Raw genomic sequence first — 22,510 nt, 5'->3', positions numbered from 1 at the left:
CAATGGCAGTATCCAATATTTCTAACGCTTGAGCCAATGGCTTGGCTGAGCAGATGATCGGAAAGTTGAACGATCTTGGATGTAGGTCATTTCAGCTCAAGATTTGATGCTTAACGCATTTCATCTGAACGTCACGGCGTTTACGTGAGCCATCCTCAGTAATTTCAAGCATCAGTAGTGAGACCTGCCTGACAACAACTTGAGTCTAACGAAGCCTTCCGCCCCCATTAGTAGATACGGACCATATACCCAGGCGGATATTCCTGTGGGACGCTCGGTTAATCGCTGGTTCGACACGCCGTTCGAGCATCCGTGGTTGCCGGCAGTGGCGGATTATTTCCAGCGCTTGAGCGAACTTGCCGGATCCCTCCTGCAGGGCATAGGTGCCACGGGGTGGCGTAGGGGCGCCCTGATGCAGTGTCCTGCTGGCCCTCGGCATCGTTGGAAACGATCACGTGCCGCTGTCGTCTTGGCCGAATGATGGTGCGCTACCATCATTGTCGATCACACGACTCCTCACTTCTTCTCGTATGGAGGTTCTCAGCTATTAACTGAAGTTATCGACTAGCGCTCACGGCGGCTGGGAACGACGCCGGGGAGACTTTTCGAGAACGGAACTGTTGAGCCTTAGACTGAGGGCATCCTTTTCAAAACATCCAAAGCATGCCCTCAGATGTGCCCCCAATGTACCAATCCACTGGAAGTGGATGGAGCTCCATGGTTTGTGGAAAGGCAAAAATGATCAGATGAACAGCCTGCCCGACGACGCCTAGAGACTCTCAGGATCGCCGAAAAACATTTTGACTGGGCTCTAGGACGGTAGTTATCACCCGAAAAAATCGAATCGTGCCCCCAGTTTTGCCCCCTTTATCAACCAGCTGATTCTCGCCAACTATCCACCCGGTGCTTATTTCAACTTACTTCTGGGGCGCATGCTGTCGATTTTCCCCTACGGCACCCTGACCTGCCGATGGCCGCAGCTGAACAGGCGAGTATCGTACTTCTGGAGCGTGATTCCGTTCTTCTGCGAGTTACGACCGAACGTTTATGTCGCGCTGGCCTGCAACGGCCACGGCACTTGCTGGGCGCGCCGAAGCCGGCGTGAAATCCGCCTGAGCCGATACTGTTGAACGAAATGAACTTCACCCTTCATAGCGAGCAGTTAAACGCGGGGCTGGAGGGCTGATCGAGAGCTAGTAGCTGACAGCGCTGTGGGCATCAGGGCACTTACGCTTTGACGCTGGGGCCATCGATGCACTCCATGACCCACCGCAGCAGTTTGTCCGACTTGCTCGTGGACCCTTGAGCGCCATTCTGCAGCGCCAGATCGTGGTGTTCAGGCAGATCTGAGCTGGCGTAGATGAAATAAGGGGTCAGGTTGCCTGCTTCGCGCAGGGCCTTGAGCAAGACATAGCCTTCAGCCGATCCCTCCCTACGGCCCATATCGGAAATGATCACGGCAAAACGGCGCTTCTCAAGCGTCTCCAAGGCCTCGTCGGTGGACAGCGCCAAGGTGCAGCGCACTTGTTGGGAGGCCAGAGCGTGGCGCTCCCACTCGTTGTTACCCGGCCGATCGTCGACCCACAGGACCTGACGCATCCAGCGACTGTCGCTAATGGCCGACAGTGGCTCCTCGAACACCCTCACCGTCCTGCCATCGCTGAACGCGATGCGTTGCCCGGTCGCCGAAAGTCCCAGCCTCACATGCCTGACCTCGGCGAGCGCGGTGATGACCTGCCAGCTGTTCAGTCGGGTCATGCTCAGGGTGTCCCATAGGTCCAGACGTCCATACGCAGTCAACGTGGCGAAGCGATGGCCATCGGCGCTTGCCGCCGCCTCTCGCAAGATGCCGTTAAGGTACCGGGGTTGCCGGTCGAGCAACGGCTGCGACGTGCGGTTGGAAACCCGCATATCATGGATCGAACCCTGGTGCAGGAAGCCTGCCGCGGTAATGGCGAAGACGGAGTCATCCAGCGTCCAGCCGGCAAATATCTGGTCATGCAACAAGGTATGCACGTTGTCCTCCTTGCGCAGGTCGCAGATGGACAGCAGGGGGACTTCGGGGGGGTGGAGTTTTCTGGCAGTGCTGGGGGACAGCAAGCGGGGTTCCTCTCCTGCGATCCACCAGCGCCGGTCCAAGGGTGAAAAGACCGGTCGTCGTGGGATGCCTTCACCTGAAATCACCTCTTTCAGAGGGGCGTTTTGATCCTCTCGGTCGCGCTTGATGTAGGTCGAGCCTTGCGCATCCATGCAGACCAATTGCTCCGCACCGGGCTGCTCGTTTCGAGACCCGCGAGGTGTTTCGAGTGCGGGACGGACGAACAGGTGAGTCAACGGAATTGACGAACGATGGAAGGCCAGCAGCCCGCTGTCGATGTCGCCACTCAGGCTTTTGCGACCCACATTCAATGCGGCCACTGTCGTTGCCGCACCATCATGGCTTGCGATGCCGATCTGGTTCTCCGAGAGCCACGTCATGGCCGTTATCGGCTCGTTCTCCGTAGGTAACAACCGCTGTATTCGTTTGCAAAGTGTATTGGTCAGCCAACTCAGCTTCGCCCAGAACTCAGAAGTCGATAGGTACCCAGATGCCTGCAGATCACGCTCTTTCAGGTGAATGGTTTTGTGGATCAGAGGATGGGCGGAACGCTTTGCGCCCATCTCCACGCAAGAGGAGAGGATGTTCTTGCGCGCGATGAAACGTTCTATCGCGGTAAACTGCAGCGGTTGGGCATGGGCCCAGCGTGAATACTCGCTCGTCTGGAATATCAACAAGGCCTGAGCCGGATTTCGCCGGTTGTTCAACACGATGGGATTGCGCAGCCGCTTGATCCGGACACGACCCGGCAGGCGCGCCATCAGTGCTTCGCTGAGGCGACGAACGATCATCTTGATGGCTTCGAGCTTTCCGCCTTCGTCCTCAGGCCCTGCCGGCACCCACCAGTACAGGACCAAGGTCGGTTTTCTGATGCTGGCGACGTTTTTCTGCTGGCGCAGGGTCCTGCTGTCGGTTTCGTGGGCCGGTCGCCAGAGATCGATCCCGCTGAAGGTGCGAATCGCCAGGCGTTCTTCATCGAAAGGCGACCATTGCAGTTCCTGGACCGGTTCACGCAACGTGCGTGTCCACTGGTTCTGTGCGGACTGCAAGGGTGGAGCTGGTTTGGGCGCAGGTGATCCTTGGTCCGGGTCGGGCTCCGTAGAATGTACTGGTGTCGGCTTTCCGGGTTTTTGCGCTGTGCTGCTGGTCGCGCGCGGCCGCAGGCCGATCCGTTCGAGAAACCCCCGGGAAACCATGGCGAATGCTTGGTGCTCGGACGACAGCTCGTGCAACTGTTCGTCACTCCAGGTCTCTACCACCGCACGCATGTCCAGGGTGCTGTCATGCATGCGTTCCAGATAGCGTCCGACGAGCAACTGCGTCTCCAGCCCCAAGACCTTGGGCATGCCTTGCTGCAACAGGGGGCGCACGCCTTCGATGAAATCGTAGGTCAGGGTATCGGCTGGGGTGTCAGCGGATGAGGGCTGTACTTTCAGCAAGCCACCGAGGACAAATTCGGCCAAATGCGAGGTATCCGAGTGTGGCAGCATCGCCTGCTGTACCCAGCGCATCACCGGGAAGCTCAGCGGTGCGGTCACCGACAGGTGCTGGGCAAGTAGTCGGGCAAGGGGGGACGACGCCATGCGGTATTGCATGGCCAGGCGCTTGGCGTCCACAGGAGGCGACGTCTGCTCTTGCACCTCATCCGCCGCTGGCACTTCCGGTTCACGCTCATCCAGCAGGATGGCGGCCATCGACCCTGCGCGCCCCATCAGCAGCCTGGCCCAAGCACTCAAGGGCTGAACCGCCAGTTCGACCAAGGGAATGGCCAGCCGGGCATCGTCGCGTACCGCAGCGTTGCTGAGGTGGAGTACGCGGACATCCAGCGCGCGTGCAGGAACCAATGCCCGTGCGCTGCTGACTGAGGCGTCCGGGGTGCCGGTCCAGGTCCGTGACCATAAGCGGCCGGGCAGGGTGTGCAGCAGCGCAACCGGCTGGCGCGCCGCCAGGCCGCGCAGCAGTTTCAGGTAGGTGCCGTCCCACCATCCGTTGCTGGTGAAGTCGCTGGCGATCAGGATGATCTCCCCAGGCCACCATTTGATGCGCTCTGCCGACCGCTCGACGCCGATGGGCTGGCCTTGCCGGTCGAGTTCACTAAGCACCGCCATGGGCGCTTCTGCGCCGGCTTCGCGCTCGCCCAGCGACCACTCGCGCTGCAACTTGAAGGTGCCCTGGCCATGGAACAATGCCGCCAGCTCATCTAACGGCTGCGTCCACAGGGCGTTGGTGCCGCTGCGTTCCCTGATCAGGCTCAGACGCAGCGAGCGGCGCGAACCTGGCATGAACACCGGCTTCAGTGCTTGCAGGCTGTCCTCGGCGACGCTTCGGACCATCGCCCGTTCGTCGAGCCGTTGCGAAGGTTGGCGGTGTTGTGAGCGCAGTTGCTTCACTGCGCGCTTGAACGCGGCGCGCTCGGGCAGCGAGGGAAGAACGCCAAGCGCTGCCGTCTGTCCCGCGACCGGGCTTGCGGCAGTCGGGACGAGCGGGATGTCATCGACGACTGGCGAGGTTGGAGGCGGGCTCTCGACCGTGGCCGGCAGGGCGGGCGTGCTAGTAGACGTGTCGATGGGCGCCTCCACGTCTTCCTGCCATGCAGGCTCGCTGGGGCGCTGCGCGAGCGGCTTCTCTGCGGCGTTATGCGCGCCCATGGCCATTCGCAGCCACAGTGTGTTGGCGATACTGTCGCTGTCCACCGACGCGCCACTTTCGCGCAACGCCTTTATCAACGTGTCGAGCATGGTCGTGTCAGCTCAGTGGGCGGGTCAGCAGGTCGTAAAACTTCTGCGCTTCGTCAGGCGTGCCCTGGTTGACCTTGTGGATCAGGTAGGCAGCGTTCAGCAGCTGGTCGGTGGCGCTGACCGTATCGTTCTCGGCAAATTCCGAGATGTACTTCTGCACCTTGGCGGCGGCCTCGCTCCCCATCTGTGCTTCGACGATCTTCGTCAGCGCCTTGTCATCCGGTGCCTGCAATTCGATGCGAATGCAGCGGCGCAAGAATGCCGCAGGGAACTCCCGTTCGTCGTTGCTGGTGAAGACGATGAACGGAAACTCATGGCACTGCACCCGTCCGCCCCTGATCCTGGCTTTCTCAACCTGTGCTGTCATGACCTTGGCGGACGATGCGACCCGTACCTCCACCTCTTCGCATTCATCTCGCTGCAACTCTGGGATCTCGAACCAGCCCTCTTCCAGCGCGTTGAGCAGGTCGTTGGGCAGGTCAGGGTCTGCCTTGTCGAGTTCATCGATCAGCAGCGCCCGCGGGCGCTTCGACGGCAGCAACGCTGTACCGAGGGCTTGCAGGCGAATGTACTTGCCAATGTCCGGCGCCGAGCCGCCGCTCAGGCTCTGGTCGCGCAGGCGGCCGATGGCATCGTAGTCGTACAGGCCATTTTCCAGGGTCGTGCGCGAATTCACCGGCCAGACCAGCACCGGGCCCAGTTTCAGTTCGTAGGCGATACGGTAGATCAGCGAGCTTTTTCCGGTGCCTGGAGGGCCGGTGACCAATAATGGACGACGGAGAATCAGGGCGGCGTTGATCGCATCGATGATTGCGGGCGGCGTCTGGTAGGCCCTAGCATGATCCCAGTAGCGGTCGTCATCCTCGACTGATCCGCAGTCGTACAGTTGATCGGCGGCCGGTTCGACGAAAGTGCGCCACGGTGGTGCGGGAGGCAGGGTAACGGTCGCAGGTTTGCGCTCACCCGAAAAAATGTGCCACTGGGTCATGTTCATGTCCTTTAGGAGGGTTGCTTGAAGCGACTGGAAAAGCCGCCAGCACCGTCTGGAATCTGGTCGGGGTTGTCAAATATGCAGGTAATGCCATGCTGCCCTTGGGCGTTGAGTGTGGCCAACTCGGTGCGGGTCTGGTGCAGGTAGGCAAACAGCCCGCTTTCCACGATCGCAGTGACCTGCTCCATATGCGCAGGCTCGCACCATGTGGCACAGGCTGCGCCTTGCTTGAGCAACCGCTCGAGGTCGGCCCTCTGGGTGTCTAGGTGCGCTGTGCCGTGCCAAAGCCAGTCACTGCGGGGCATCGCGGTGCCGGAGGAGAGCCAGGCCATTTTCGGCGGTCGCCCGCTGTTGACCTTGGCGTCCTTCCAGTGGCGTTTCCACACACGATTCCAGCGCTCGTCGGTCCAGCGCTCCAGAATGCGCAACGCCAGCAGCGACTCGCCATGGCCCAGGTACGCGGGTACCTCATCCCGGATGAACTCAAGGCCGGTATAGGGCTGGAAAAGATCCGCCGCCGGCACCACGACTTCGAACAGGGTGGTGCGATACACGCATGGACTGGCGCAGAGTTGCTCCAGCACACTACGCAGGCGTTCGGTCAGGCTGGACTGAGGCGTCGTGAAGGGCTCCATGTCGGTGGGCTCGTCATTAGAGTACGTCCACACCCGAGTTTCGTTTGGGTTTTGGCTACCGCGCAGGTCGATGATGATGAGGTCTGCTCTTGCCATCGCCTCGTTCTCGAAATGGCCCTTCAACTGGTTTACAGCGGGCCTGTCGTGAGCGCCGGGCCATTTGAGGATCCAGTTAAAGACCTTCTCGATGTCGGCGTCCCAATTCGTGCTGCCGCAGTTCTCCTTGAGCTGGACCATCACCGAATGCAGGTGGATCGCGAACTGTTCAATGTTCGTCAGCCCGCAATCCTCGGGGGCGACCAGTCCGTCCAGCAACTGCAGCAGCGACAGGGGGCGGGTCGGGCGCTCTGATGTTCCGCGCCGGAACCGTCGGGAGATGGCCTGGATAAAATCCGTGGTCATCCCTTGGCTTGTGCCGAGTATCCGTTCCAGTTCCGCCAGAGCGCCTTGGTCGGTGGCGAGGGAACCCAAGACTTGCGACTGCTCCTCCATGTTGTGATCGCGATAGGAGACGGACATCCGGTTGTTGAGAGCCCAGGGAGAGGCGTCCATCGCCTTGCGCACCTCTTCGATATTCAGCCCTTCCAATGTGTCCTGGCCTGCAAGGGCCTTCATGAGGGCGGAGGAAAACCCCCCGGTCTGTCGTACTTGATCGTTGCCGGCCGATTGGCCGGGACGTGCGGCGTTGAAGATATATTGATGGCTATCAGGCACCGTCCTTGGTGAATCTTGAATGGCCAGGCATTTCAGGGGGAGGCCTCCCGGCAGGGTCGCGCAGATGTCCTGGATGATCCACTGGCGGTGGAAGCGGTTCGCGCCGGTGTAGTAGGCGAACCGGTTGGCAATCCCTGTCAGGTTCACCACGTGGCATTGGCGCTCGGAGGCATCGGCAGTAACCAGGTAGCGCTTTGGTGCTTCTCCACCTTCCCACAGGCCATGACCGCCCAGGTAAAGGACCAAGGTTTTCACGCCGACACCGTCCGGTGTGAGCAGGTTCTGGGGCTCCAGGATGTCGTCCAGTTCTTGGCGTGTGGGGTTCTGTCGCAGTTCGACGCCTGCGTCGCGCAAACAGGCCTTCAACTGCTCGCGTTGCTCGCCCAGCGCTTCGCTGATGTCGGTGTCCTCGTTGATCAAGACCTTCATGTTGCCTGGGAGGACGCCTTTTTCCAGCAGCCAGTTGGCCATGCGCAGCGCATCCATCGCCGGGCCGTTGAGCGTCCAGCCGGCTTGTCGGTAGCACTCGATACCGACCACGATAGCGTAGGTATTCGCTGCCGAGCCGAGCTTCATGTGCCAAGGGTTTCCAGGAATCCGGCGATCCGCTTCCAGACCTCGACGTTGTCCCAGTAGGTGCTATGCGATGCAGGGAAGGGTTGATGGCTGCGGATTTCGCAGTCACTGACCCTGGCGCCGTTGCCCAAGATGGCCTCTGCCTTGAAGGACAGCAGGTCGTCACGATCGTAGATGTTCAGCCAACTGGGCATATGGCCCGGCAATGCGGCGGGTTGCTGGAGTTGGGTTAACGCGCCGATCTCGTACAGAAACGGTGCTTGGGAGCCGGCGGTGATCACGGCCTTGACCTGAGGTGGCGGCGACGAGATCAACAGATCGATGCAAGCGATGCCACCCAGGCTGTGGGCTAGCAGCACCACTGGCGTCTCACCCGCGTCTGCAACCGCCTTGGCGATGATCGAGCGAATTGTTTCGCCCCGGGCCTGGTAGAGCAGGATGTCGCCAACGGCAGGCGTCGCTGCATTGGCGATGCTGTGGCGATAGGTCCGTCCGCCCCAAGCGGCGACCTGAAGCACCGGGTCGGCAACAACTGCGCCAAGGAAGGTGCGTAACGGCTTGGTCACGAAGCTGACGATATCGCCGACCACTCCTCTGACCTGAGCGCCGCTTCCTCCCATGAGGTGGAAGGCCGCCAGTTGCAGCGCGTCGCGGGTGGTGGACGGAACCACGGGTGACCCCGTAGTCATTTGCGCCTGCACCCAACCTGCTGTCACGGCCCGGGCCAGCAACTCGATGAGAGGGTCGAGCCCCTTGCCGCTGTTCTTGCCGAACTGGACGCCCTCGGCGATTGCGCTATCGAGTTCCGGTAAGTTATCGATCGCTTCTATCGCAGCGACGGCGCTACCGTCGACCTTGCCGGGCACGGGGGGCCAGGTGCCAGTGTCGATTGCATTCCGCAGTTCGGCCAGTGCCTTGCGCACTTTAATCACCGGGCTGTCGCCGAAGCCGTCGAAGGCTATGTCACCACTCGTCCTGGCGGCCAGCAACCGCAACTCGACCAGCGGATCGTCGTACAACAGTGCCCATTCGGCGAGGGCTTCGTCTTCGGGCGTTTGCTGGTTGATGGCCCTGGCCTGGTCATACAGCGGCACCGACAAGCCCTTGCCGATATCACTGCCATGGTCGCCCCAATAACAACCCGTCACGGATGCAGCGGGCAGAAAGTGCGCCACATGAGCCTTGACCGTATTGAAGGTGGCTTCGAATGCGGGCAAACGAACGCCCGTGCCGTGCACGAATATGATTTTCATCGTCCGTCCTCTGGATGCTGGCAGCGTTAAATCGGATGGCATATCGCCACGCCGCCCATAATCTTAGCAATTAGGGGAAAAGAGAAGTGGCAGAAAGCCATTTCGGCGAACAATCATAAGATGCTCTAAGGTCCAGACCATCTCCATCCCGGCCTTAGAAGTCCAAGAAGACGTCACTGTGATTGCTGCGCACCCGTCTCGCTTTGCCACTGACCTACTTGCTCGTCCCGAAGCGACGATCTTCCCATACTCCGCTTATTTGATTGGCCTGTCTGGAAGATGGCTCTTTACGGCGCCATTCGATGTTAGGCCGATCGATCTTGGCCCAACCGATGGTCGGAGCATGGAGGTACATGATGGCGACGTTGAGGCCTTCAAGGAATTCTTCGCAGACCTTCTACCAAAAGCCAACGATGCAAGTTGAATTTGCGGATAGCGTCAAGGAGCAGTTGCGAAAGGCGCTCAGAGCGGCGGGTAGTCGAGAGATTGGCAGTGTGTTGATGGGGGAGCAGATTGAGCCCGGTCATTTCCGAGTTGTTGACTTGATGATTGACAGCCAGACGGGAGGGCAAGCGCATTTCGTCCGGAGCTCGGAAGCCCATGCCGAGGCATGAATGCGTTCTTCTGCGAAACCGGGCATCAATATGATCGCTTCAACTACTTGGGTGAGTGGCATTCGCACCCTCGATTCCCGGTGACGCCTAGTGCTCAGGACGTTGAGTCTATGGTCGATCTTGTCAACGGTGAGCGCGGTATCGATTTTGCGGTACTGCTGATCGTTCGGCTGCAATGGTGGCGGAAGATCTCATGTTCTTGCACCTTGTTTCGTCGCCATTTTAGCCCATCACCGGTTGTCATTCTGGAGCATAGATAGTGATAAATTACTTCATTAAATCGCTTATCGATTGGGTCTTCAGGCGATGTTTGCCGGGCGTCACACTGATTCGAGTAGGCGTGCCCCTCTTTGGTCTGGTGCTCGTAGGACTGACAGTCGGCATTACGATTCCAACTTCCCAGGTGCCGTTTAACTTTAGCTGGGATACCTCTGGAAGCTCCGGTGCATTGAGTTGGGGTGTGTTCGCGAGAGCTTGTGTGATTGTATTGCTAGGTGGATGGCTGGTCGTTCGTGATATCCGCCGAGAGAGCCGTAAGAAGGTCATCGTGATCAAGGCCAGAGGGTTGAGAGATTGGCAAGGTCAACCTCTGGCTTCAGCAGTTCCCTCATCAATACTCGGTCGCCGTGAGCAGGTGATCATCGACTTGAGGCAAGGAATTGTAGACGGACAGATCGTGAGCCCAGAGGCTGCAGTACGTCGAATTTCAAGCCTGCCTGATGACATTGCACGACGTTGCGATGGGTTGGATCGATCCGATATATCGTTTGTGCTCGGTGGGCTTGCACCGGTGCCATTGCTTTTTCTCCTCGGAGTGATCGTCGTCGACGAGTCAAACACGGTCATCATGGACTGGGATCGGCTACTGCGTGCCAGGCGTGGGTTGACCGTTGATGATGACGGTAAACGCTTTGTGGTGGCAGGCTTGGATACCTTGCAAGCAGGGGCGACCCGCGTGGCGCTCTGTGTGTCCGCTTCGTACGATGTTTTGGATGTTGATGTGCAGATCACTGAGGCAGTAACGCCCATTATCCGGATGGATCTGGAAGGCCGTGGTACCGACACGCATTGGTCCGAGTTGAAACAACAACTCGCTCAGCTGTTTCTCGATACAGTGATTTCCTTGGTTCGAAAAGGCGTTACAGAAATAACTTTGTTTCTGGCTGCCCCTGCAAGCCTGGCATTGCGGCTAGGCATGCTGTATGACAAGCGGAATCTCCCTCGCCTGGAGGTCAATCAGTACGAACAGGCCGATCCCAAACGATTCCCTTGGGTAGTGCGCATGCCTGTAGCGGGGGTGCTCCAGCCGGAAATAGTGCACCGATGATGTCGCTAAAGTTCTCTTGGCGCTTAGCGACACACTGATGCTTAGGCAGGATTGCGGGCAGTGGGGGCATCCTTTTCAAACCATCCAAAGCATGCCCTCAGATGTGCCCCCAATGTAGCAATCCACCGGAAGTGAATGGAGCTCCATGGTTTGTGGAAAGGCAAAAATGATCAGATGAACAGCCTGCCCGACGACGCCTAAAGACTCTCAGGGTCGCCAAAAAACATCTGAATCCTCGACCGCAACCACCGCTCCCCCGGATCATTGTCCTGCGATCCCCGCCAGGCCATATGCAACTCAAACGAGCGCACCGGCAACGGCGGTTCCTCAGCCCGCAAGCCGCCCGCGGCGGTCAGTGCTTCGGCGGCGTAGTCCGGCACGATGGCGACAATATCGGTCCCCGCCAGCAACGTACCCAAGCCATTGAACTGCGGTACGGCCAGCACCACATGGCGTTTGCGATCGAGCTTCTCCAGCTCTTCATCGATAAACCCGCTCAAGTCGCCGGCAAACGACACCAGCGCATGGGGGCGGGCGCAGAAGTCGTCCAGGCTGAGGGCGCCGGGTACGCTGTCAGCGCGCAGCAGTTTGGGCAGGCTGCGGCGCAGCACCTTTCGCTTGGCGTTGGCCGGCAAGTCGGCGGTGTAGCTGACGCCGATGGAGATTTCTCCGGAAGCCAGCAGGCCTGGCATCAGGATGTAGTTGACGCGGCGTACCACCAGCACGATGCCAGGGGCTTCGGCACGCAGGCGCTTGAGCAATTGCGGAAGCAGGGCGAACTCGACGTCGTCGGACAGGCCGATGCGGAACACGGCGGTGCTGGTGGCCGGGTCGAACTCGGCGGCGCGGCTGACGGCGGTGGAAATAGAGTCCAGGGCCGGGGAGAGCAGGGCGAAGATTTCCACGGCGCGGGCCGATGGCTCCATGCTGCGCCCGGTACGCACGAACAGCGGGTCGTCGAACAGGCCGCGCAGGCGCGATAATGCTGCGCTGATGGCCGGTTGGCCCAGGAACAATTTCTCGGCCGCGCGGGTCACACTGCGCTCGTGCATCAAGGTTTCGAATACGATCAAGAGGTTCAGGTCGACACGACGCAGGTCGTTACGGTTCATCTTGTGTCCTGGAAGAGTCAGCAAACTTGACGAGAGCGGCCATATAGAGCCCTTGGGTTCTACTTGGAAGCATGACCGGCATGAATCTTACGGGGAAAGGCTGGTACTCTGCACCGGCTAATTGAGTTTTCCTACGATACTTGAGAGTTATTCCTCAGATGCGGAATCAATGGCAGACATGTCGACTATTAACGGCGACCGGTGGTCTTACCCGGAAAGCCCAGATAGAGTTCGTGGCAATAGAGGTTACTTTGACGAGGTTTGCGATGTCCCGCACGATCCGTTTTCACAAGTTTGGTCCGGCCGAGGTGCTCAAATGCGAAGAGCATGCAGCCGCGCAGCCTGCACCGGGCGAAGTGCAGGTGCGTGTCGAGGCGATTGGCATCAGTTGGTATGACATTTTGTGGCGCCAGAACCTGGCGTCCTCCCATGCACGCCTGCCGTCTGGCCTTGGCCATGAAATGGCGGGTGTTGTGGTGGCGCTTGGTGACGGCGTGGATGATTTGGCCGTGGGCGATAAGGTGGCCAGTTTTCCGGCCGAGAGCCCCAATGATTATCCGGTGTATGGCGAACAGATCGTCTTGCCACGCACCGCCCTGACCCGTTATCCGGATGTCTTGAGCCCGATCGAAGCCAGCGTGCACTACACGCCGCTGTTGATTGCCTACTTTGCCTATGTCGACCTGGCGCGGGTCAAACCCGGCCAGTTTGCACTGGTGACTGACGCCAGCCACTGTGCCGGTCCGTCCTTCGTGCAACTGGGCAAAGCCTTGGGTGTTCGGGTGATTGCCGCGACCAAGGACAGCGCTGAGCGCGAGTACCTGCTGTCCCTCGGCGCCGAAAAGGTCATCGTCACCGAAGAACAGGACCTGCTCATGCAGGTCAACAAGATCACCGACAACCGCGGTGTCGACGTGGTGTTCGATGGCTTGGGTGGCCCACAAATGTCGCTGCTCGGCGATGTACTGGCTCCGCGTGGCAGCCTGGTGCTGTACGGCTTGCAAGGTGGCAACCAGACACCCTTCCCGGCGTGTGCCGCGTTCCAGAAGAACATTCAGTTCTTTGTACATTGCATCGGCAACTTCACGGGTAAACCGGAGCTGGGCATCATCCAGGACCAGGTTGCGCTGCAACGAGCATTGCGTGATATCAACCAGTTGACCGCCGACCGTGTGCTGGTGCCCCTCAAAACCACGGTGTTTCCGTTCAACCAGTTCGTCGAAGCGCACCGCTATATGGACGAATGCCCGTGCCGAGAGCGTGTTGCATTGCAGGTTTAAGCTGTTTGAGCTGTAGGAGTATTCGCAAATGAATGCTCGGTCGTCTGGATGAATGAGGCAAATGTGCCATTTGTCAGGGCTTAACCCGCGCGAGGGTTGAGCCATCGTTCAGGCACATCGTCCCGCAAAACCCGACCTTTCTCCCCAATGCCGCCCTGAATCCCAGTGCGGCATCTTTACGTTTGCGTCAGCTTCGCTGTACCCATTTACCATCTGAACGGATTTCTCGTCCTGTTCTGTATCTGTTAATCATTATTCCAGCACTGATAATTGTGTCTTCACTGTCATCTCAAGGATTGAGCAATGATTGAATATCTGACATTTGCGCTTCAAATGTATGAAACTGGAACTTCTCGACGGTTACCGATGAGGAAGATCGTGGGTGTCCCGGCAGGCGATCCCCGCTCTTTCAAGAACAATTCATTTAGTCGGATAAATTATAGTTGTCGGAAACTTCTTTAGTTTTCCGGATAAGCCAGTGTAGGACGCTGTCAGAGCGTTCCTAGGGCCTAATCAGGGCCTTGGTACAAGGGTTTCAGGGAAGAAGGGCGCGACGGGTGCGTAATTGGCAAGCCCTGGGACTTTGTTGCAGCGTGCTAAAGTTTATCCAACGTCATACCGCGCGATGGACCACGCGTCTACATATGTAATAAGTCGAGCAAATATGCTCAATAGTTGCTTGAAACTGATACTTCAACTCAGGTAGTAGAACGATGAGCTCTATTCACGAACAAGCCATGAACTATGTTTATCATCAAGTTCTGCAACGTTTAATCGGGCACTTTACGCGTGCCGAACGTACAGCACTTCAATTGCTTATTCAGCGAATCGTCGTGGCGGCCGGCGGCATGGAGCAAGTGGGGCAATACAAGATCATGGTGGCCCATGGGGGTGGCGAGGTCAGCAGCTACACCCTGGCGCTGTTGCGTGCGGCGCAACTGAGTATCGCCGTTCGCGCCCCCGGGACGTTCCAGCTACGGGTTGCCACCTTGCGGCATACGGGCATGACCCAGGCCACGCTCGATACCTTGCATCATGGCTACGGCATGTTGTTTTTCCATGACGACCCCCGGGTGGAGTTGTTGATGGTGGAAAATCAGGAAGTGCTGCCTTTCAACCACCAACGCCCGCCCTCCAGTGCTGGCACCGCCGTAAGTCAGCGCACTAGGGTGATGGTGGGGCACATGACCTCCGGGGATGTTCGCGCCACGCTGTGCAATGACACTTACCTGGCCCTGGCGGATTTCTACCCGCGCGTCACCAGTTGGAACGCAGGCGTGCATGCCTTGGTCAGCGGCGACTCCCCGCGCAAGCAGGGCCAGTACCTGGCCTGGCTGAAAAAGAACGCGCTGGCGGCGGGTGTCGTCATTCCCCCCGGCAGCCCCTCGTCGCTCAACCGTCTGTTTGCCTGCATGGAAGAGTGGAGCAACGGCTGTTACCAGGATCTCTACGGCGACCAATACACGCCCCCGGAAAGTCCCGGTCGGGGTGGGCACCGCCATCTGGCGTATATCGGGATTGCCGACTTGCTCAATGGCATGAACCCGGCCACAGCGCCGTTGCTTACCGAGTTTTTGAGCTATAGGCCTGATCCATTCGGTGTCCACTTCAGCCATCCCACTTACCCGAACCCTTTGCTGATGGCCCATCTGCGAGGCTTGCAGGCCGAGTGTCTGCGCGATCTTGCCTATGAGGATGGGGTGGAGGCGTTTCTCCGGCAGGCGCAGGATTACATGTGTAGCCGGCAGATTCCCGAACACTTGATCGCGCAAGCGCCGACGGGGGACGGTCGTGCCCTGTCAACGGCCTATGCCCAGGCGTTCTTTGGCCTGGATGAGAGCCAATTGACCTGCCTGCTGTTTTCGCCCTTCATTCACCATGGCGAGCGATTGGAAGGTTACCTGCGCCAATGCCATCCGGGCATGCTGGTGGCGCTCCCCGAATTGCACAAGGCGCTTCAAGGCAAACCCGTCGCCGATATGCTGTTGCAGTGGGTCATTGACGCCAGTGGCTTGCCGTTGTCCTTGTTGCAGCATCTGTACCGCAAGCGGCCCCTGGAGGCCGGGCATGCGCGGGGGCGGCGCGGTACGCATGCCGAGGCGCAAGCCTTTCAGTTGTCCGGGCGTTGAGTCCGTGCGCTGGCGTATTGGTCCGGGTGCGTGGCAATGACCCTGCGTGGTGAGCGGCAGGCGGACTTTGCCTACCAGGCGGTGTACCGCTACATGATCAACCTTATCAACGAAGTCAGCCTGGATACCCCGGCCAAACTGCCGTCCCTGCGGCAATTGTCGACGCGCCTGAATGTGTCGATCTCGACGATCCAGTACGCCTACTCGCTGCTGGAAAAGGAGGGCCGGGTCTACTCGGTGGCCAAATCGGGCTATTTCGCCTGGCCCGTAACGGCTAACCCGCTGATGGCGGTGGGAGGCGACCTGCTCGAGCGCTTATATGCCGCCGCGCGGCGACCGGGGATGAGCGTGCTCAGCGGCGATGAGCCGACGCTGCTGGGCTCGCTGGATAGCGCCTTGCTGACGCTCGAGCGCCAACTGGTGCGCCTGCATCCGCGCCACCTGCAGCCCTGGTCGCAACCGTGCGGGGTGTGGGAGCTGCGCGCGGCGCTGGCGGCCCGTTATACCTCGTCGCCGACGCGCTGCTGGCAGGCGGATGACGTCTATATCGGTGCGGACCTGCGCGGGGTACTGGAGATCCTGATCGAGGTGCTGGGCCTGAAGGGTAAGACGGTCGTGGTCGAATCCCCCTGCGATTACTTGATCCTGCGCTTGTTGCAGGCTGCTGGCGTACGGGTCGTCGAATGGCCCTGGCAGGCCGATGGCAGCCCGGACCTGGCGTTGTTCGAGCACTGGCTGCGCCACGAATCGGTGCACCTGGTGCTGCTGTCGTCGGTGGTCAGCATGCCTTCGGGCCACGCCTTGCCTGCCTATGATCAGCTACGACTGGCGAGCCTGTTGGACCAATCTGGCTGTTGGTTGCTGGAGAATGATTGTTTTGGTGAGCTGTGCTTCGCGCCACGCCAGAGAGCAATGCGTGACCTGATCAACCCTGAGCGGCTGATCGTGTTCTCGTCGTTCGAGAAAATGCTCGGCCCGGAGGCGCCCTTCGGGTATGTGCTGTCTCGTCATCTGGCCAGCGAGTTGCAGCGCCAGTTCCTGTTGCGCGCGTTTCGCCTGTCGTCGATGCGCCAGCATGCGATTGCGCGCCTGTACCAAAGCGGGCGGCTGGACCAGCACCTGGAGGCATTGCGCCAACGCTTGAGGGAACAGGCCGCGGCCATGAGTGAACGCCTGGATGTGCGCCTGGAAGGGCGCGTGACCTATCGAATGCCCGTCGCCGGGGCCAGCTTCTGGTTGCAGTCGGTGGCGGCGGTGGACATGCGCCAGGTATTCCAGCGTGCAGTGGCCCAGCAGGTCGTGATCGCCCCTGGTGAATTGTTCAGCCTCAGTGGCCTGCATCACCAGCATCTGCGACTGAGCCACACGTTCAATGGGCAGCCCAACCTGGACATTGCCCTGGATACCCTGGCGCAGGCGCTGTTGCAGGCACAGACCGGCTAGGATGTTAAAAAATTCTCTTAGGCTTGTAGGATCGATACCGTCGCGCAGTAGTCCAACTCTCAGTAAACTGTCATTTTTTCCGAATCCATCTCTCTGAGGTTTATGCATGACAATCAGTCCTTTTGCGGGCAAGCCGGCGCCAGCCCAGTTGCTGGTGGATATCCCGCGACTGGTCACGGCCTATTACACCGGTCAGCCTGATGCAGCGATCTCCACCCAGCGCGTGGCCTTTGGCACTTCCGGTCACCGTGGCAGCTCGTTCGACCTGAGCTTCAACGAATGGCATGTACTCGCCATCAGCCAGGCCATTTGCCTGTACCGCGAAGCCCAAGGCATCGACGGCCCGCTGTTTGTCGGCCTGGACACCCATGCGCTGTCGACGCCCGCGGGAGCCAGCGCCCTGGAAGTGCTGGCTGCCAATGGCGTCCATGTGATGCTGGCCGAAGGCGATGAATACACGCCAACCCCGGCGATTTCCCACGCGATCATCTGCTACAACCGGGGCCGCACCCATGGCCTGGCCGACGGGATTGTCATTACCCCGTCCCACAACCCGCCGCAAAGTGGTGGCTACAAGTACAACCCGCCCAACGGTGGCCCGGCCGATACCCACGTCACCAAGTGGATCGAAGCCAAGGCCAACGAACTGCTGGCCGCCAAACTGGCCGGGGTCAAGCGCATCACCCACGCCCAGGCGCTCAAGGCCGACACCACCCATCGCCATGACTACCTCAACAGCTATGTGGCCGACCTGATCAACGTGATCGACATGGACGCGATTCGCAGTGCCGATCTGCGTCTGGGTGTCGATCCGTTGGGCGGAGCAGGGGTGCGCTACTGGTCGGCCATCGCCGAGCATTACCGCCTGAACCTGGACGTGGTGAACACCGAGGTCGATGCCACGTTCCGCTTCATGAGTGTCGACTGGGACGGCCAGATTCGCATGGACCCGTCCTCCAGCTACGCCATGCAGGGCCTGATCGGCCTGAAGGAGCGTTTCGACGTGGCCTTCGCGTGTGACCCGGACCACGATCGCCATGGCATCGTCACCCCATCCGGTGGGCTGTTGGCGCCGAACAATTACCTGGCGGTGTCCATCGACTACCTGTTCCAGAATCGGCCTGACTGGCGCGCCGACGCCGCCGTGGGTAAGACCGTGGTCAGCAGCGGCTTGATTGATCGCGTGGCCGCACGCATCGGCCGTCGCCTGTACGAAGTGCCGGTGGGCTTCAAGTGGTTTGCCGACGGCCTGTTCGACGGCTCGCTGGGCTTTGGCGGCGAAGAAAGCGCCGGCGCGTCGTTCCTGCGCAAGGACGGCACGGTGTGGAGCACCGACAAGGACGGCCTGATCCCAGCGTTGCTCGCGGCAGAAATGACCTCGCGCAAAGGCCAGGATCCAAGCCAGATCTACCGTGGCCTGACGGACGCCCTGGGCGAACCCTTCGCCATCCGCGTCGACGCCAAGGCCACGCCGGCGCAGAAAGCCCTGCTGGGCAAACTGTCGCCGCAGCAAGTGACCTCTACCCAATTGGCGGGGGAAAGCATCCAGCAGATCCTCAGCCATGCACCCGGCAACAACCAGGCGATTGGCGGCTTGAAGGTCATGACCGAAAACGGCTGGTTCGCCGCGCGCCCATCGGGCACCGAGGACATCTACAAGATCTACGCCGAGAGTTTCATTGGCGAAGATCACCTCAAGCAGTTGGTGGAAGAGGCGCAGGTGCTGGTAGACGGCGCCATTACTCAATAACGCCAGGTGGGAGGGGGCAAGCCCCAATGCCAGCCAGTCAAGACGGCACGCTGTAACTGTGGCGAGCGGGCTTGCCCTAATGTCGTTCAGTTAAGGCTTTTTTGTAGGAGCGAGCTTGCTCGCGAAAAACTCACAGGCGCCGCGTTGATTCAGGAAACACGCGTTATCGTTGACGTTTTTCGCGAGCAAGAACTAGGCGTCCCCCTCGCTCCTACAGAAGGCGATGTACGCTTAACTGAACGGCATTAGGGCTTGCCCCGCGTTGGGCTGCGTAGCAGCCCTGACCCAGGCGCCGCGTTCCTTCAGGCAGAACTCATTGGCTGGTTTTGGGGCCGCTTCGCGCCCCAACGCGGGGCAAGCCCGCTCGCCACAACAAGCCCGCTTGCCACAACAATCAGGCTCGCCATTTGCCCGTTCTATCTCTTGACTGACGGGCATTGGGGCTTGCCCCCCCCCAGGTTTGATTCAGGCAGGGCGTCAGATCAGGCCAGGTCGACCAGCACGATTTCGCTGTCGTCTATCGCGGTCACGCGCAATACCTGCTCATCCTCCACCGCTACGCCATCTCGAGCTTGCGCCCGCAAGCCATTGATCTCAATCACTCCCGTTGCCGGTACCAGGTAGGCGCGACGCCCGCTGTCCAGCCGGTATTCGGCACTTTCCCCAGCCTTCAGGGTCGCCGCCACCAGCCGTGCATCAGCCCGAATACGCAGGCTTTCGCTGTCACCGGCCTTGCCGCTGGCCAACGTGACAAACCCCTCGCGATCGCCCTTGGGAAACGGTTTGGCCCCCCATGACGGCGGCAATCCGGCCTCGTTCGGGATAATCCAGATTTGGAAAATCTTGGTCGGCGTGGCTTCCAGGTTGTATTCGCTGTGAGCGATCCCGGTGCCCGCGCTCATGACCTGTACGTCGCCGGCTTCGGTACGGCCCTTGTTGCCGAGGTTGTCTGCATGGCTGATGGCCCCCTCACGCACATAGGTGATGATTTCCATATCGCGGTGCGGGTGCTGCGGGAAACCGGTACCTGGGGCGATGATGTCATCGTTCCACACCCGCAGGTTGCCCCAGTGCATGCGCTTGGGGTCGTGGTACTCGGCGAAGGAAAAGTGATGATGGGCGTCAAGCCAACCATGATGGGCGCCACCCAGAGTGTTGAAAGGTCGAAGTTCAAGCATGACGGTCTCCTATTGATGAGCCTATCTTCCCTGAGCACATGATCGATAAAAAGCGTAAAAACTGCCTTATTCCTATCTGTAAATCCGATTGATTAGTGGCGTTTTGACTTTCACTTCATCGCCTAACTGCATGAGCGCAAAGCAATTGGCTGGAACTGCGCGCCGATTCCGGCGACCATGGCGCACTCGTCAAAGCCAAGCTCACCCCAGGAGTCCGCGTGCCGCAACAACAGCCTGAACTGCCCCCAGAACTTCGCCCTTTGGCTGAAATGCCGCTGCTGAAACGCCTGGCGGCCCGTTTGTTCGGCCACGGTTTGACGCGCCTGCGCGCGCAGCACCGGTTTTCCTGGTTGCATGGGCAGGCCGATGGCTTTCGCAGCGGGCATGAGGCGGGTGTGGAGTATGGGTATCGCGAGGGTAAGGCCGATGGCCTTGAGGAAGGCCGCCAGGTCCTGTTGATCCGTGATTTCCGCCCGGACGAACACCGTGCCCCCGGCGTGGATGACAACCTGTTCGACGATTGGCGCCTGCCCCTCACCGCCGAGTTGAAGAAGCGCATCAAGGCCGACGTGGCGCGATTGCTGTCGGCCCATGCCCAACCCAGCACTGCCCAGTGGAAGATGATCTTCAGCGACACGCCGTCCACCTCGGTGATTGCCGGCGCCGGCGCGGGAAAATCCACCTCGTTGGTGCTGCGTATCCTGTTGCTCACCCATTACCTGGGCTATGAATTGAGCTCGATGACCGTGGTGACCTTTACCCGTGAGTCGCGCAAGGACTTCATTCAAAAGCTGATGGAGATTCTCAGCTTATGGGGCCAACCTATTGAAATGAAAGAAGCCCAAGCGGTGGTGCGTACCTTTCATTCGCGCATCCTACCCATGGTGCGCAGCCTGCCGGGCTTCGAGCGGCTGCAGGCATTCGAGAACCTCGGGGCCAGCGTCGAGGACGCCGACAGTAACCCGTTCGACCTGCGCATCAACCCAGCACAGCGCCATCAGTTGAACGCCTGTTATCACCAGTTGCAGGGGCGGCATTCACGTTTCCGCGAGCTGATCGCACCGCTGGCGCGCCATGGTCTGCAGCTCAAGGAGCTGGAGCGCGATCACCCGGATGTACAAAAGCGTATGGCGGTGACCGAGCTGGCAGCCAAGCGCGATGAAGAGCTGTGCGATGTGATCGAGGACCTGTGGTTTCGCGCGGGCGCGTGGCCGATCAAAGGCATTGAACCCAACCGTCAGACCGTTGAGATCAATGGTGCGCAGTTTCATTGCCATGGCTATATCCCCCAGCTGGATGCTTGGGTGGTGCTGGGCTTCGACGCGCGGGAAAACGCTCAGGTCAGCCGCCCCAATGCCAAGTTGTCGGTACGCGCAGAGTGGGCAGTGAAGCGCACGCTGTTTCAAGCTTTCTGCCGTAAGCCATTGATATGGCTGGATAGTTACCAATCATCCGAGCGACTTCTGAGTAGCCTCGCCGGTGATGCCAGCGCCGGGCCCGGCTTTGATTACAAGGTCAAAGGTGAGTTGTCGTCGGCACCGCTGCTGGACAGTTTTGTCATGGCGGCGGGCTTTATCGAGAACCTCGGTCTGGACGTGCCCACCGCTGTCGGCCAGATGAGCTTCGCCAAGGACGATCCGGACCGCTTGTTTTTCGAGGCCTTGAGCATCTTCTGGAAAGCCCTGGAAGATCACCTGCTGGACCAGACGCCACCGATCATGACCTATAACCGGATGTTCTCGCTGTTCGGCGAAAACACCCCGGAAAACCTCAAGCTGCTGAGTGATCCGCTGTTGCGGCCGTTGTCGCACCTGATGATCGACGAGTTCCAGGACGTATCGCCGCAGATCGTGTCTTGGATCCGTGCCAGCCTGCGAGAAATCCGCAGCCGTGGACCGGCCATGCACGTGGGGCGTGCGGCTCAGCATTCCTCGCTGCTATGCGTGGGCGATGACTGGCAATCGATCTACGGCTGGCGCGGCAGTTCGCCCAAGTACTTCATGGCGTTCAACCAGGAATTCCCGTCACCGAGTACCACCCGCGTGATGCTCGGCGAGAACTTCCGCAGTCACCAGCACATCATTGATGCGGCTGAACATATCGTGCGGGCGGCGCCGGCCATTCCGGGCAAGAGGGCCAAGGCCAGCGGGGCGCCGAGGGCGTTGGTGCCGGTCACCGTGCTGGCGCGGGATGATGCCGCACTCGGACGCCAGTTGCAGGCGCATTATGAAAAGGGCGAGTCGGTATTAATGCTGTATCGAAAAAGCAGCGATAAGCTACTGATTCAAGAGCATATTCAGTCTGTAGTTAATCTGGATTCCAGCTTGCCGCCCGCCGCGCGACGCCTCAAGCAACTGACGTATCACAGTGCCAAGGGGCTGCAGGCGGATACGGTTTTCCTGCTTGGCGATTGCCAGCACGTGACCAGCTCGCCCTACAAGAACCAGGTGTATCGCATGGCGGGCCTGGGCAAGGACGGTGACAGCGAGCCCTATGACACGGCACAAAAGGATGAGGTACTGCGCCTGGCCTATGTGGGCATCACCCGGGCGGTGAGCCACTGCTACTGGTACGTGGAACAACCCGAGGGCCAAGCGGTGAATGTGCCCAAGGCGTCGGAGCGGGTGGATGGCAAGAAAGCGTTTTTCGATGATCAACGCAATTAGCCGGTA

Annotated in this window: 14 protein-coding genes and 1 pseudogene; 9 read left to right on the top strand and 6 right to left on the bottom strand. The window is 59.8% G+C overall.

All coding sequences use genetic code 11. The annotated features are described in order from the left end of the window. Nucleotides 1-244: 244 nt before the first annotated feature. A pseudogene (locus AB7933_RS18155) lies at nt 245-391 on the top strand (glutathione S-transferase); the annotation flags it as partial. A gap of 836 nt (nt 392-1,227) precedes the next feature. Here AB7933_RS18155 and AB7933_RS18150 read toward each other — a convergent pair. The 4 genes from AB7933_RS18150 to AB7933_RS18135 are packed head-to-tail and all read right to left on the bottom strand — an operon-like array spanning nt 1,228 to nt 9,005. After that, the gene (locus AB7933_RS18150) at nt 1,228-4,836 is read right to left on the bottom strand and encodes a response regulator (protein ID WP_024075602.1); all 3,609 of its coding nucleotides are present in this window, start codon (nt 4,834-4,836) and stop codon (nt 1,228-1,230) included. A 7-nt stretch (nt 4,837-4,843) separates the two neighbouring features. Further along, a complete protein-coding gene (locus AB7933_RS18145) occupies nt 4,844-5,824 on the bottom strand; it encodes an AAA family ATPase (protein WP_017530616.1) in 981 nt (326 codons plus the stop codon). An 11-nt stretch (nt 5,825-5,835) separates the two neighbouring features. After that, nucleotides 5,836-7,752 carry a caspase family protein gene (locus AB7933_RS18140; RefSeq protein ID WP_017530617.1) on the bottom strand — a complete coding sequence of 639 codons (1,917 nt, stop codon included), beginning with the start codon at nt 7,750-7,752 and terminating at the stop codon, nt 5,836-5,838. Next, nucleotides 7,749-9,005 (bottom strand): hypothetical protein, encoded by a 1,257-nt coding sequence (locus AB7933_RS18135; protein ID WP_017530618.1) that lies wholly within the window; start codon nt 9,003-9,005, stop codon nt 7,749-7,751. The genes AB7933_RS18140 and AB7933_RS18135 overlap by 4 nt, the downstream gene beginning before the upstream one ends. A gap of 353 nt (nt 9,006-9,358) precedes the next feature. On the opposite strand from AB7933_RS18135, the gene AB7933_RS18130 reads away from it, so the two are divergent. The 3 genes from AB7933_RS18130 to AB7933_RS18120 are packed head-to-tail and all read left to right on the top strand — an operon-like array spanning nt 9,359 to nt 10,946. Then, nucleotides 9,359-9,619 (top strand): hypothetical protein, encoded by a 261-nt coding sequence (locus AB7933_RS18130; protein ID WP_236645983.1) that lies wholly within the window; start codon nt 9,359-9,361, stop codon nt 9,617-9,619. Next, nucleotides 9,616-9,879 (top strand): Mov34/MPN/PAD-1 family protein, encoded by a 264-nt coding sequence (locus AB7933_RS18125; RefSeq protein ID WP_227496797.1) that lies wholly within the window; start codon nt 9,616-9,618, stop codon nt 9,877-9,879. Before AB7933_RS18130 ends, AB7933_RS18125 begins: the two co-directional genes overlap by 4 nt. After that, nucleotides 9,879-10,946 carry an SAVED domain-containing protein gene (locus tag AB7933_RS18120; protein ID WP_024075601.1) on the top strand — a complete coding sequence of 356 codons (1,068 nt, stop codon included), beginning with the start codon at nt 9,879-9,881 and terminating at the stop codon, nt 10,944-10,946. Before AB7933_RS18125 ends, AB7933_RS18120 begins: the two co-directional genes overlap by 1 nt. A gap of 197 nt (nt 10,947-11,143) precedes the next feature. Here the strand turns inward: AB7933_RS18120 and AB7933_RS18115 are convergent, their stop codons facing one another. Continuing rightward, entirely contained in the window at nt 11,144-12,058 is a 915-nt protein-coding gene (locus AB7933_RS18115; protein ID WP_024075600.1) for a LysR substrate-binding domain-containing protein, read from the bottom strand. Between the two features lie 266 nt (nt 12,059-12,324). Between AB7933_RS18115 and AB7933_RS18110 the strand changes: the two genes are divergently transcribed. The 4 genes from AB7933_RS18110 to pgm all read left to right on the top strand — a co-directional run bounded on the left by AB7933_RS18110 (nt 12,325) and on the right by pgm (nt 18,660). Continuing rightward, nucleotides 12,325-13,338, top strand: coding sequence for a zinc-dependent alcohol dehydrogenase family protein (locus tag AB7933_RS18110; protein WP_024075599.1), 1,014 nt, complete (start codon nt 12,325-12,327; stop codon nt 13,336-13,338). 713 nt (nt 13,339-14,051) lie between these two features. Continuing rightward, entirely contained in the window at nt 14,052-15,467 is a 1,416-nt protein-coding gene (locus AB7933_RS18105; RefSeq protein WP_024075598.1) for a hypothetical protein, read from the top strand. A 36-nt stretch (nt 15,468-15,503) separates the two neighbouring features. After that, nucleotides 15,504-16,910 carry a PLP-dependent aminotransferase family protein gene (locus tag AB7933_RS18100; protein ID WP_024075597.1) on the top strand — a complete coding sequence of 469 codons (1,407 nt, stop codon included), beginning with the start codon at nt 15,504-15,506 and terminating at the stop codon, nt 16,908-16,910. A 106-nt stretch (nt 16,911-17,016) separates the two neighbouring features. Beyond that, entirely contained in the window at nt 17,017-18,660 is a 1,644-nt protein-coding gene (gene pgm, locus AB7933_RS18095) for a phosphoglucomutase (alpha-D-glucose-1,6-bisphosphate-dependent) (protein ID WP_024075596.1), read from the top strand. A gap of 482 nt (nt 18,661-19,142) precedes the next feature. On the opposite strand, the gene AB7933_RS18090 is transcribed toward pgm, so the two are convergent. Continuing rightward, complete coding sequence (locus tag AB7933_RS18090; protein WP_024075595.1) at nt 19,143-19,838, bottom strand: pirin family protein; 696 nt, start codon at nt 19,836-19,838, stop codon at nt 19,143-19,145. A gap of 218 nt (nt 19,839-20,056) precedes the next feature. Here AB7933_RS18090 and AB7933_RS18085 point away from each other — a divergent pair, with 218 nt between their 5' ends. Further along, complete coding sequence (locus AB7933_RS18085) at nt 20,057-22,504, top strand: UvrD-helicase domain-containing protein (protein WP_024075594.1); 2,448 nt, start codon at nt 20,057-20,059, stop codon at nt 22,502-22,504. Nucleotides 22,505-22,510 lie beyond the last annotated feature (6 nt).

Source organism: Pseudomonas gorinensis (assembly GCF_042015035.1).
Classification (GTDB): Bacteria; Pseudomonadota; Gammaproteobacteria; order Pseudomonadales; family Pseudomonadaceae; genus Aquipseudomonas; species Aquipseudomonas gorinensis.
Note: the sequence above shows the minus strand (reverse complement) of the source record. Positions and strands in the feature narration are given on the sequence as shown.